Genomic DNA, 12,277 nt, shown 5'->3' with positions numbered 1-12,277 from the left:
ACTTACCGATGGACCGACGCGGGCCCGATCGCAGCATAGAACACGAGGAGAAGAGTTGGAATGCAACCGGGCTGAACTGAGCCTGGTGCCCGAAGTCCCGTCGCCGGGACGGTGGATCCGGTGAAGCCGTTACACGCCCAGTGGCCGTCTTCTGACGGACCACGCGTATCTAGATAGGCTCACCGCTCCCTCTGACAGCATGATGTGGCGACCAGGCGTTGACCACGGACAGAAGCATGAGCTCGGCGGCGTGACATTCACTCGGGAGGCTTGACATCATCGGGCCCATTACAGAAGGGCGTGTACTCCCCTAGATCAATCCTTTGCTGGACGCGTTCTTTGCCGCCGATTGTCCGCCAGCGTCATAGCGCCGGCAGCCACCAGGACAATGACGATGACCATGGCAAGCGCCTCCACCGAGGCTAGGGTGTCGTACCAGCTGTTCCAAAGCTCTAGCATGCGCTGGCCTCTATCTGAGCGGGCGTCCACCAGCGATAAGATACGCTCTGCCGAAAGGACGTGCCTTCCCGCACGGGGACAATGCTACGTTTCGTCGCGCGCGTTTTGATCGCGCGGCAACATGACCTATGCCCGGCGCCCGAATATCGAGCGAACGTAGGTTCCGGTCGCCGTGCACTGAGATCGCCCGCGGCGATGTCGAAGATGTTGGCCGACTGTGAAGTAGCTTACATTCCCGTGTTCTTGGCCCGGGCTAATATGGCGGAAGCTTCTTGCTTTGAAGGAGGCATCCAAATGTTCGCAGCAATCAAATGGAACTCCCGATACAACGCTCGCGAATGGGGGATGAAGGTTGGGGTGTTCGCTGTCCAACTCCGTGCACTGAATGCAAATCGGCAGAAGGACGAAAGCAAGCCGAGGCGGCCACCCTGGAAACACTTCGACGACACCCATCATTGGGACACCGCCGCGGAGGAATGGGTCCCCAACAATGATCGGTGATCAGGCTTCAGGATCCCGTTCGCTGATGAACCTGTCGAGCGGTGCGGTCACGTACAAGCATCTGGATCGGGATGTACGTCGGGACTTCCCGAATGAGTGACGCCGCAGCGCTCCGCCGAAGGGGCGTAGCGCTGTGGCGCCGGGCCGGGACCCGGAGGCGGTATGGTGAGGGCCAGCTTCCGGCACGCCGCCCTTGCTGATATTCTCCGCCAAAAGACGTCTGGCGGAGGATAACGATGCGGGCCCACGGGATGGCCTCGAATGTAGCGGCTGGCGATGTCACGCCCGCGGTCCTCGCGATCGGTCGGCCGGATTTTCCGGAAGTGCTCATCGAGACGCTGCGCCGGCAGGCCGATGTCGGCCATTGCATGGTGTTTGCGCTGAGCCGCGCGGGCGCCGCGCACTGCCTGCTCGATGCCGGCAACATCCCGATCGGCGCGGAGCTCGGCGCCGCCTATGCCGGACAGTTCCATGAGTCCGATCCCAATCGCGATGCGATGTTCGAGGGCGAGGGCGGCGCGTCGATCATGCTGCCGGCCTTCGCACCGCGCATGTATGGCGTGCGCTACCGCAAGATCTTCTTCCAGGATTCCGGCATCGTCGACAAATGCGCGACCGCGATCTGGGTCGACGACACCTGCTTCTACGTCAATTTCTATCGCATCGCCGCGCAGGGCCGCTTCAACGACGCCCAGCGCGAACGCCTCCGGGCGATCGCACCTGCGATCGGGGCGAGCGTCGCACGCCACTTTCAGCGCAGCGCAACGCCCGATCAGTCTCTCGCCACGCTCTTTGCCACACGCGCGCCGCTTGCCGATCTTACGCCGCGCGAGCGGGAGGTTTGCCGGCGCATCCTCGAAGGCTTCAGCTCCGAAGCGATCTCGCAGGCGCTCGGCATCAGCGTGCATTCGACGTTGACCTACCGCAAGCGCGCCTATGGACGGCTCGGCATCTCCTCGCAGAGCGAGCTGTTTGCGATCGTGCTGCGCCTGCTCGCCGGCCCGAGCGGCCTGAACTGAGGGGTATTCTTAGGTCAGCGATCTCGGCTTCCAAGAGCCAAGCGGACACGCGGCCCGCCCGCCGGGATCGTCGCCTTTTTGACCCATTTCAGACTTCGCGGGGAGGGCTTACTGGCAGTTGCGCGCTCCACTAACTCGAAATGGGTAGTTTCCTCAACGAACCCGATGCGCGATAAGCCGAAGCCGAAGCCGATCGGCATCGGCAGAGAGCTTGCACTCGTGAACCAAGCACGCGCCATCTCTTCGTCCGTCGGCAGACTGCGGTGATCAATCCGATCTGAGCGCATCTCGCCGAATTTTGCGTTGTCGCGCCGATCGGACGGTGGGGTCTCGATCAACCGCCTGGTAAGCGGGAAAGTAGCGATCTTCGATCTTTATCAGGGAGATCAAAAGATCAGTCATGATGGACAATCCAACTGCCTGGTCCAGGCGTCGACGATGTCCGATCCACGATCGCTAGCGCCGAAGATAGATTTTCGCCGAGGCGCCAGGTATGCCGGCGGCCTGGTCGCGATTGGAGTGATCTATTTCGTCCTGGCAAAAGGCGGCCTCGCCCTCGCCTCTGTTCATCCCAGCGCAACGCCAATCTGGCCACCGACGGGTCTCGCGCTGGCGGCGGTGCTGTTGTGGGGGTATCGGACCTGGCCCGCAATCTTCATTGCGGCTGTGATCGCCAATGCGACCACCGCCGGCTCCGTTGCCACCGCAATTGCGATTGCGACCGGCAACACTCTTGAGGCCGTTGTTGGCGCATATCTGGTCAATCGATGGTCGCGCGGACGCCATACGTTTTCGCGACCAAATTCCGTCGCGAAGTTTGCGCTGATCTGCATCGTGATCGCGACGCCGATCAGCGCAAGCATTGGACTGACCAGCCTGGCGACCGCCGGGTACATCGATCGGACAAATTTTACAGACGCCTGGGTCACATGGTGGCTGGGAGATGTGACCGGGGCGCTGGTCATTGCCCCCGTCATCGTGCTTTGGGCATCAAGCAACGATCATGCTTTCAACCGCGATGATTGTTTGGAGACGGTCGGCGTCCTCGCAACAGCGGCTGCCGTTGGACTCATTGCTTTCAGTCCCCTGATCGAGCAAACGCCGGGCAGAGATCCACTGGGTTTTCTCGCGATCCTGCCGATGTTGTGGGCGGCGCTGCGCCGCGGCCCACGTGACACCGCAACGGTTGCGCTGGTGCTTGCAGGCATCACGGTCTGGGGGACGCTCACGGGCGGCGGCCCCTTCACGACCGCGAACCTCAACGTTTCATTCCTGCTGGTGTTGATGTTTCTGATCAGCATTACGGTTCCGAGCTTGTTACTGAGCGCCGACGTCGAGGTCCGCAAGCGGGGGGAGAAACGTCTGCGCCGCGCGCAGGTCGAACTCGAACGGAAGGTCGCGGAGCGTACGCAGGAGCTCGAGCTCGCCAATGCAGCAAAATCGCGCTTCCTTGCCATGGCAAGCCACGATTTGCGGCAGCCATTGCATGCACTGGGCTTGTTCATTGCCCAGCTGCGCATGCCGCTCAGATCGGGGGAACGGACAAGGACGATCGAGCTGGTCGATGCAACGCGCAAGGAAATGGATGAAATGCTCAATTCGCTGCTGGATATGTCCAAGCTGGATGCTGGAATCCTCATCCCCACAATTACCGAATTCCCGATCGCGCGCCTGTTGCAAAAAATTGAGACGACGTTCGATCAGGCAACGCGAGAAACGGGCTTGCGTCTACGCGTCAGGCGAAGCGACGCCTGGGTGCGGAGCGACGCCATGCTGCTCGAACGCATACTGCTCAATTTGGTATCCAACGCTGTGCGCTATACGTTGCGGGGTGGGATCATTGTCGGCTGTCGCCGGCGCGGTCAAATGTTACGCATCGAAGTATGGGACAGTGGTCCCGGAATTCCCGAGGATCAGAAACAGAATATCTTTGGCGAGTTCTTTCAACTGGCCGCCCGAGACCGGAACCGGTACGGCAGCATGGGGCTCGGCTTGGCTATCGTCGACAGGCTTCGCCTGCTTCTCAACCATCCAATCGACTTGGCTTCGACCGTGGGCCGAGGTTCGCGATTCGCGATCCTGGTTCCGATGGCCGATGAATGCGGCACATCCGCTGAGCCCGTCGCTCCTCCGCACCCCGCGGCCTTTGCAGTCGAAGGCAAGGTCGTTCTTGTCATTGCCGATGCTCCAATTGTCCAGGAGGGAACGGGCGGATTGCTTGGCAGATGGGGATACACCGCCCTTACCACCGGATCCGACGAAGCGGCACTTATCCGACTTGCGGAGCGCCAACAGCGCCCCGATCTCATCATCTCGGATTATCATCTTGCGAACGGAAAGACCGGGATCCGAGCCATTGAAGAAATCAATGCGGCGTTTGGTTCGTCCATTCCGGCTATTCTCATCAGCGGCGATACGGCACCTGAACCAGCACGCGAGGTCAGGGACAGAGGATACATTTTGCTGCACAAGCCTGTCGATCCGATGCGGCTCCGCGCTGTCATGCACGAGCTCTTGATGGATCATGACGATGGGAGGGATACCCGGGCGGCTTCATGACTGGGATTTCGGCGGCGATTCCCAGCCCATCTTTCCTACCTTTATGACTGCCTCGGTGCGGCTCGTCACGCTGAGCGCCTTGAGAACGACCGTGATGTGATTTTTCACTGTCGGCACTGCCATGTTGAGCGTCTTGGCAATGATCTTGTTGCTTTTTCCCTTCATCAGGAGCGCAAGCACTTCGATCTGCCGGTCGGTCAATCCGAGACCCCTGAGAAAGTCGGGCGTCGTTGGTTCATTCGTAAGCCGCGCAGACGGTGTTTCCTCCAGAATTTCAGAGGGAATGTAAATACCGCCAGAGAACACCAACTCGATGGCGTTGAGCATGACCTCGCGTTCGGTCGTCTTAGGGATGAAACCCAGTGCGCCGAGTTTGAAAGCGCGCTTGACCGTGTCTTGATCATTCGAGGACGAAAGAATGATGATGGCAATGGTCGGATAACTGTCTCGCAGTTCGCGGAGGACGGAGAAGCCATCTCTGTCGGGCAAATTGATATCAAGCAAGATGAGGCTGATGTCGGGATGTTCCTCGACTATGTCCACCGCCTGACGGCTGCTCGAAGCTTCAAATATGACGGCTTCTCGCTTCAGCTGTCTCAGGACGGCGCACAACGCCTCGCGTATCAATGCATGATCGTCAACAATAAGGACTTTCATGAAAAGCTCTCCGTCATCCCATGGCGCGGAGATCCAGTTTGAGAAATCATACACCCGCCTTTGGGTCTTTGGCGAGGAAGAGGCTGGCGGGAAGACGGGCCCCGAAATCGTCCATTCTTCATCGCTGGTCCAGCCAGCGGCTCACGGTTAGGCACTCAAGATAGAAGTTGAATGCCGTTGTATGCTGTAATTGTAATCAGGTCACGGGACGCCAAAAAACGAGTGCGGACCACAGGAGTCGCGGGATTCAGACTGCGGATATCCGTAGGTACTTTGATCATAGGACCTAGGAACCCCTCCGTGAGGACCTCCGGCTGATTTACGCGCTGTGCCGTTGAACGATAATCGTCAACCGACAGCCTCCCGCGCCAGGAGGTTCCACCAGGCGTCGCCTTAATTCGCGGCCGGGTTCGGCGCGGCTGAAGTCTTTCGTCAGTTTCGGTCCCTCTCGAAACGTGCGTGGACGCCGGACGGGGAACCAGATGCTTGATCGAACTGCCACCTCGAAGCCATTCGCAGGCGCGCTGCCGGAGCTGAGCGGCTACGGCCGCGATCTGCGCATTGATGCCTGCCGCGGCATCGCGCTCTGGTGGATCTTTCTTGACCATGTCCCGAACAACGTCGGGAGTTGGCTGACGCTGCGCAACTACGGCTTCAGCGATGCCGCGGAAGTATTCATGTTTCTTTCGGGTTTGACCTGCGCGCTGTCCTACGGCAAGGCACGGCAGAGCGGGGGCTGGACCGGCGTGATCGGCCGGACGCTGTGGCGAAGCTGGGATATCTACGTCGCATTTCTGCTGCTCACCCTCGCTTGCGCCATCGTGGTTCACCTCGCAGGCGGCGGCCTTCTTGCCGACAGGAGCAATACGCGCATTCTGTTGGATCAGCCGGGCGTGACGCTCGCGCACGCGGCGATCCTGCAATACCGCCCGGTGAATACCGACATCCTGCCGCTCTTCGTGCTTTATCACCTCTTGTTCGCGCCGCTGCTGTGGCTGCTGCTGCGAGCGCCGAACGCAACGCTGGGCGCGTCGCTGCTGCTTTACGCACTGGTGCACGTCTTCGGCTGGACCATCCCGGCATGGCCGAGCGGCCACTGGTTCTTCAATCCGCTGGCCTGGCAGCTGCCGCTTGTGCTTGGCGCGTGGTGGATCATCGAGGGCAAGCGATTCCGACCGTGGCTGACCTCGCGCACCGTGCTTGTTGCCGCGGTTCTCTATCTGCTGTTCAGCCTCATCATCGCATTGAGCTCTAGCGTCAAGCCGCCGGAAGCGTTGGTCCCGCAGGCACTCCTGACGCTGTTTTACCCGATGGACAAATCGAACCTCGCTCCATTGCGACTGCTGCATTTTCTGGCCCTTGCAGTTTTGGCCGCATGGCTCGTGCCTCGCGATTGGCGAGGGCTGACGACGCCGGTGATGCGTGGCGCCATTCTCTGTGGCCAGAATTCGCTGCCGATCTACTGCCTTGGCGTTCTGCTGACGCTGGTCAGCCACCTGGCGCTGCTCGACATCTCGGAGGGGCTGACGATGCAGATCGCGCTCAGTGTTGCTGGCGTCCTGGTGATGATCGGGGTGGCGACGCTGCTGAATTTGATCGCGATCAAACCCAGGCAGCAGCCGCACGCGAAGGCCGTCGAGCAGCCAACCAGGTTTGAGCCGGTCATCAATCCCATGACAGCCAGGGCGCTCGGCGTTGACATTCCGCCCGGGTTGCTCGCCTGTGCCGACGAGGTTGATCTACTAAAGATGCTGTTTGCCCCGGTGCGCGAGTCCGGCTGCGGCGCGGATCCAGTGCCAGCAATCGCGCACGCCTTCGGGCCAACAGCGAAAAGTGTGGGTCAGGACGTGGACTAGATCGCAAGGACTGACAGGGATTGTGGAGCCTGCCCCGTCATCTCCCGGCCATCGTACAGGAGCCAAGGCCATGATGTCTCAGCCAAGGACCCACAAGAGAGCGATGCTGATCGCGGCGTACGTGATGTTTGCCAGCGTAGCGGCATTTCTGTCGGTCAACCTGACGTCACCCACCAGCGCCGCGCTCGGCGCGGACTGGCAGTGCAGCCGGTTTGCGCTCGTATTCACGACCTGCACCCCGGTGGGTGCACACGAGACCGTTTCCGCTGGCATGCGCAAGCTGACCCACCAAAAGCCGCACGCCATGCTGCGAATGTAAGCTGAAATCAGAGGATCCCCTCTTGCGGACCCGCTACCCCCTGTCCCTGTCGCTAGGGACAGACGGCAGCTCCTGAACGCGCTAGCTTGGCGGGACACAGCAGGAGAGCCAAGCTTGAGCACCGCGCCGCGCATCGACATCGACCCTGTCACGTTCTGGGCCGACCCCTATCCGATGCTCGCGACCATGCGCAAGGAGGCGCCGATCGCCTTCGTGCCGCAGCTCGGCTCGACGCTGCTGACGAGCCGCGACGACATCTCGATCTCCGAGAAGCAGATCGACGTGTTCTCCTCGCACCAGCCCGCCGGCCTGATGAACCGGCTGATGGGCCACAACATGATGCGCAAGGACGGCGAGGCGCACCAGGTCGAGCGCCGCGCGATGTTCCCGACGGTGTCGCCGAAGACGGTGAAGGCGCATTGGACGGCGCAGTTCCAGGCCCATGCCGACCGCATCATCGATGCGATCGAGCCGGGGCGGATCGACTTCATGCGCGACTTCGCGCTGCCGTTCTCGGGCGAATGCCTGAAGTCGATCACCGGCCTCACCAATATCGGCTTTGCCGAGATGGACGCCTGGTCGCAGGGGATGATCGAAGGCATCGCCAACTATGCCGGCGATCCCGCCGTCGAGGCGCGCTGCCATGCCGCGACGTCGGGCATCGACGCCGCGATCGACGACATCCTGCCGGTGATCACAAAGAACCCGGACCAGAGCATCCTCGGCGTCCTCGTCGCCTCCGGCATGCCGATGGAAAGCGTTCGCGCAAATGTCAAACTCGCGATCTCGGGCGGCCAGAACGAGCCGCGCAAGGCGATCGCCGGCACGGTCTGGGCGCTGCTGACCCATCCCGAGCAGCTCGATCTTATCAGGCGCGGCGAAGTCTCCTGGCTCCAGGCCTTCGAGGAATACGCCCGCTGGATCTCGCCGATCGGCATGTCGCCGCGGCGCATCGCAAAGCCATGGTCGATCCGCGACGTCGCGTTCGAAACCGATGAGCGCGTGTTCCTGATGTTCGGCTCCGCCAACCGCGACGAGAAGCATTTCGAGCGCGCCGATCAGTTCGACGTGCGGCGTGACACCACCAAGAGCGTCGCGTTCGGCGCCGGCCCGCATTTCTGCGCCGGCGCCTGGGCCTCGCGCGCCATGATCGCCGACGTCGCGCTGCCGACCGTGTTCGCGCGTGCCGACCGGATCGAGATTGCCGATGACGAGCCGGTGCGGATCGGCGGCTGGGCGTTCCGCGGGCTGCAGAATTTGCCGGTGCGATGGCATTAGCGCGCAAATTGTCTGTGCTTCGCCGCAACGGGATTGAGGCACGCGCTTGCTGCAGCTCCAGTGTCATCGCCCGCCTTGTGCGCGGTTGCGCACTGGGGCGGGCGATCCAGTATTCCAGAGGCAGACGTTGGATACGGAAACGCCGCGGCGTACTGGATTCCCCGCCTTCGCCGGGAATGACAGCGGAGGTGGAAGGGAGCTTCGCGCCACGACAGCTCCCATTCGCCGATCATGCCATCATGCTCCTGTCTTGCCCGACGGGTCAAACGACTCGGCCTGCCGCATAAGTCATTGATCGGGCTATGGTCGGCTACTGTGCATGGGGTTGTTTTCGACGTTTTATGTTCCGGCCCTGCATCGTCGCACCAAATCCGTGAAGCGCTCACATTTGCGTGCGGAAAAATTCTCCCTGCATCATCGCGGCCGCTTGAAAGATTAATCATGCGCCCTGCCACGCGCGCAGTGCTTGCGTCGCTATTTTCCCCGGCGTCTCGACACTCCTCCCGCTCCGCACCATCATTCCCGAACGCGAATGAATGACGGCCGCATGCGGCCGGGAGTGTGGAATGCAGCGTCGTGACTTTCTGAGACTTTCCGTTGGGACGGCAGCGGCAGCTGCGTTCGCCCCGCGCGTCCGCGCGCAAGGCGCGGTGAAGGAAATTCGTATCGGCTACCAGAAGACCGGCGTGCTGGTCATCACGCGCCAGCAGGCCACCCTGGAAAAACATTTCACGCCGCAGGGCATCGAAGTGAAATGGGTCGAGTTCTCCTCGGGTCCCCCGATGATGGAGGCGATGAATGTCGGCAGCGTCGACTACGGCGCGGTCGGCGATTCGCCGCCGGTGTTTGCGCAGGCCGCGGGCGCCGCGATCGTCTATGCCGCCGGCCAGCCCATCACCAATGGCCAGGGCATATTGGTGCCGAAGGATTCGCCGATCCGCATCCTCGCCGACCTGAAAGGCAAGCGTATCGGCTTCACCAAGGGGTCCAGCGCCCACAATGTCGTGGTGCAGACGCTGGAGAAGGCGGGCCTCACCTATGCCGACATCACCCCGGTCTACCTGACGCCCCCGGACGCGGGTCCTGCGTTCGCCAACGGCAGCATCGAGGCCTGGGCGATCTGGGATCCGTACTTTGCGATCGGGGAGACCAAGCAGAACGGCCGCATCCTGATCAACGCGCGGGAGGTCACCAAGACCAATTCCTTCTACATCGCCAATCGCGATTTCGCCAGGAATCACGGCGCCATCCTGCAACAGATCGTCGATGTGACGACCGCGACCGGCAAATGGGCCGAACAGCACCGCGACGAAGTCGCCAAATCGCTGGCCGCGATCACCGGCGTTCCGCTGGACATCCAGACCGTCGCCGCCAACCGCTCGAACTTCGTGATCGGTCCCGTCACAGACGACATCGTCACGACCCAGCAAGGTGTCGCCGACCGCTTCTACAAGCTCGGCCTGATCCCCAAGCCGATCGTCATTCGCGACATCGTCTGGCGCAATCCGGCAGCCTGATCGTGCCGACCAATCTCCCCGTTTCAAAAGGTCTAGACATGAGACGCATCGTTCAACGTGTGATCGCAGCCATCGTCATGTCGGTCGGCATCGTCGCGGCCGCCGTCGGCACGACCTATGGCTAGTCATCGGAGCCCATCCATGAGCCAATCCAAAAGCAACATCCTCTGGTTCCTGCCGACCCATGGCGACGGCCGTTATCTCGGCACCGGCATCGGCGGCCGCGAGGTCAACTTCAACTATCTGCGCCAGATCGCGCAGGCGGCCGACCAGCTCGGTTATTTCGGCGTGCTGCTGCCGACCGGGCGGTCTTGCGAGGATTCCTGGATCGTAGCCTCGAGCGTGGCGCCGTTCACCGAGCGCCTGCGCTATCTCGTCGCTGTCCGGCCCGGCCTGCAATCGCCGAGCGTGGCGGCGCGCATGACGGCGACGCTCGACCGCATCACCAATGGCCGGCTCCTGGTCAACGTCGTCACCGGCGGCGATCCCGTCGAGAACAAGGGCGACGGCATTTTCCTTGGCCATGACGAGCGCTACGAGGTGACCCGCGAGTTCCTCAACGTCTATAGCGACCTGCTGGCCGGCAGGACCGTCAATGTCGAGGGCAAGCACATCCGTATCGAGGATGGCAAGCTGCTGTTTCACCCGGTGCAGTCGCCGCGTCCGCCGCTCTATTTCGGCGGCTCGTCGGATGCCGGCATCGATGTCGCCGTCGACACCGTCGACAAATACCTCACCTGGGGCGAGCCGCCGGCGCAGGTCGCCGAGAAGATCGCGAAGGTGAGGGACGTTGCCGCCGCGCGCGGGCGCAAGCTGTCCTTCGGCATCCGCCTTCACGTCATCGTCCGCGAGACCAATGAGGCGGCCTGGCAGGCGGCGGGTGAGCTGATCAAGCATGTCAGCGACGACACCATCGCCACGGCACAGAAGAACTTTGCGCGCATGGATTCGGTCGGCCAGCAGCGCATGGCGCAGCTGCATGGTGGCAGGCGCGACAAGCTCGAGATCGCTCCCAATCTCTGGGCCGGCGTCGGCCTGGTACGCGGCGGCGCCGGCACGGCGCTGGTCGGCGATGCCCAGACCGTCGCGGCGCGCATCAAGGAGTATCAGGATATCGGCATCGATACCTTCATCATGTCCGGCTATCCGCATCTGGAGGAAGCCTATCGCTTTGCCGAGCTGGTGTTCCCGCTGCTCTCGCTCGACCACGGCAGCAACGTGACGCGGCTGCATCACAACAGCGGTCCGTTCGGCGAGACCGTCGGCAACGACTACCGTCCGCATAAACTGGCATCGCAATCATGAGCCTCATCGACAGTATTTCTCTGCCACGCAGGGTCCGCCTGCCGCGCGCGGACGGCCTGGTCCAGTGGATCGTGCCGCTCGCCATCATCGCGATCTGGCAGCTCGCCTGCGTCACCGGCTTCGTGCCGACGCGCGTGCTGCCGGCGCCGAGCGACGTCGCGCTCGCCGGCTGGAAGCTGCTGCTCTCCGGCGAGCTCGCGCGCAACATCTGGGTCTCGTTCTGGCGCGCCTCGATCGGCTTTTTGATCGGCGGCAGCATCGGCTTCGCCTTCGGGCTTGCCAACGGCCTGTCGCAGCTCTCGGCCAAGCTCACCGACACCACGCTCCAGATGGTGCGCAACGTGCCGCATCTGGCGCTGATCCCGCTGGTCATCCTGTGGTTCGGCATCGACGAGAGCGCAAAGCTGTTCCTGGTGGCGCTCGGGGTGTTCTTCCCGATCTACCTCAACACGCTGCACGGCATCCGCACCGTCGATCCCCAGCTGATCGAGATGGGCCGCATCTACGGCATGAGCGACGGCGAATTGTTCCGCCGGGTGATCTTCCCGGGCGCGCTGCCCTCGATCTTCGTCGGCATCCGCTTTGCGCTCGGCATCATGTGGCTGACCCTGATCGTCGCCGAGACGATCGCGGCGTCTTCAGGGCTGGGCTACATGGCGATGCAGGCGCGCGAGTTCATGCTGATCGACGTCGTCGTGCTCTCGATCCTGATCTACGCCCTGCTCGGCAAGCTCGCCGACAGCGCCTCCCGCGTGCTGGAGCGGGCGACGCTCTCCTGGCACCCCGCCTTCCAGAAACGTTGAGAGT

General features: G+C 62.2%; 10 protein-coding genes. 9 read left to right on the top strand and 1 reads right to left on the bottom strand.

The features are described 5' to 3' along the window. Window positions 1-1,196 precede the first annotated feature (1,196 nt). Both E4K65_RS43520 and E4K65_RS43515 read left to right on the top strand, forming a co-directional pair. Window positions 1,197-1,979, top strand: a complete 783-nt coding sequence (locus tag E4K65_RS43520) for a helix-turn-helix transcriptional regulator (protein ID WP_135179324.1) — start codon at window positions 1,197-1,199, stop codon at window positions 1,977-1,979. Between the two features lie 303 nt (window positions 1,980-2,282). Continuing rightward, entirely contained in the window at window positions 2,283-4,538 is a 2,256-nt protein-coding gene (locus tag E4K65_RS43515) for an MASE1 domain-containing protein (protein ID WP_135179323.1), read from the top strand. Here the strand turns inward: E4K65_RS43515 and E4K65_RS43510 are convergent. Continuing rightward, entirely contained in the window at window positions 4,533-5,195 is a 663-nt protein-coding gene (locus E4K65_RS43510; protein ID WP_135179322.1) for a response regulator, read from the bottom strand. The genes E4K65_RS43515 and E4K65_RS43510 overlap by 6 nt on opposite strands. A 455-nt stretch (window positions 5,196-5,650) precedes the next feature. Here E4K65_RS43510 and E4K65_RS43505 point away from each other — a divergent pair, with 455 nt between their 5' ends. From E4K65_RS43505 to ssuC, 7 genes are all read left to right on the top strand, one after another. Then, window positions 5,651-7,051, top strand: a complete 1,401-nt coding sequence (locus E4K65_RS43505) for an OpgC domain-containing protein (RefSeq protein WP_135179321.1) — start codon at window positions 5,651-5,653, stop codon at window positions 7,049-7,051. A 103-nt stretch (window positions 7,052-7,154) separates the two neighbouring features. Continuing rightward, window positions 7,155-7,370, top strand: a complete 216-nt coding sequence (locus E4K65_RS43500) for a hypothetical protein (protein ID WP_135179320.1) — start codon at window positions 7,155-7,157, stop codon at window positions 7,368-7,370. Window positions 7,371-7,484: 114 nt separating this feature from the next. Continuing rightward, window positions 7,485-8,648, top strand: a complete 1,164-nt coding sequence (locus E4K65_RS43495) for a cytochrome P450 (protein ID WP_135179319.1) — start codon at window positions 7,485-7,487, stop codon at window positions 8,646-8,648. A 566-nt stretch (window positions 8,649-9,214) separates the two neighbouring features. Beyond that, window positions 9,215-10,165, top strand: a complete 951-nt coding sequence (locus tag E4K65_RS43490; RefSeq protein WP_135179318.1) for a sulfonate ABC transporter substrate-binding protein — start codon at window positions 9,215-9,217, stop codon at window positions 10,163-10,165. Window positions 10,166-10,167: 2 nt separating this feature from the next. After that, window positions 10,168-10,290 (top strand): hypothetical protein, encoded by a 123-nt coding sequence (locus E4K65_RS49650; protein ID WP_257784483.1) that lies wholly within the window; start codon window positions 10,168-10,170, stop codon window positions 10,288-10,290. Between the two features lie 16 nt (window positions 10,291-10,306). Further along, window positions 10,307-11,470 carry an FMNH2-dependent alkanesulfonate monooxygenase gene (ssuD, locus tag E4K65_RS43485; protein WP_135179317.1) on the top strand — a complete coding sequence of 388 codons (1,164 nt, stop codon included), beginning with the start codon at window positions 10,307-10,309 and terminating at the stop codon, window positions 11,468-11,470. Beyond that, window positions 11,467-12,273 carry an aliphatic sulfonate ABC transporter permease SsuC gene (gene ssuC / locus E4K65_RS43480; protein WP_135179316.1) on the top strand — a complete coding sequence of 269 codons (807 nt, stop codon included), beginning with the start codon at window positions 11,467-11,469 and terminating at the stop codon, window positions 12,271-12,273. Before ssuD ends, ssuC begins: the two co-directional genes overlap by 4 nt. Window positions 12,274-12,277 lie beyond the last annotated feature (4 nt).

The sequence above is a fragment of the Bradyrhizobium niftali genome, assembly GCF_004571025.1.
GTDB lineage: Bacteria > Pseudomonadota > Alphaproteobacteria > Rhizobiales > Xanthobacteraceae > Bradyrhizobium > Bradyrhizobium niftali.
This window is presented reverse-complemented; position numbering and strand designations above follow the sequence as displayed.

Bases quoted from the DNA above. Each gene is read 5' to 3' on its own strand.
- ssuC (WP_135179316.1), top strand. From the start codon at position 11,467: ATGAGCCTCATCGACAGTATTTCTCTGCCACGCAGGGTCCGCCTGCCG.
- E4K65_RS43510 (WP_135179322.1), bottom strand. From the start codon at position 5,195: ATGAAAGTCCTTATTGTTGACGATCATGCATTGATACGCGAGGCGTTG.
- E4K65_RS43490 (WP_135179318.1), top strand. From the start codon at position 9,215: ATGCAGCGTCGTGACTTTCTGAGACTTTCCGTTGGGACGGCAGCGGCA.
- E4K65_RS43520 (WP_135179324.1), top strand. From the start codon at position 1,197: ATGCGGGCCCACGGGATGGCCTCGAATGTAGCGGCTGGCGATGTCACG.
- E4K65_RS43500 (WP_135179320.1), top strand. From the start codon at position 7,155: ATGCTGATCGCGGCGTACGTGATGTTTGCCAGCGTAGCGGCATTTCTG.
- ssuD (WP_135179317.1), top strand. From the start codon at position 10,307: ATGAGCCAATCCAAAAGCAACATCCTCTGGTTCCTGCCGACCCATGGC.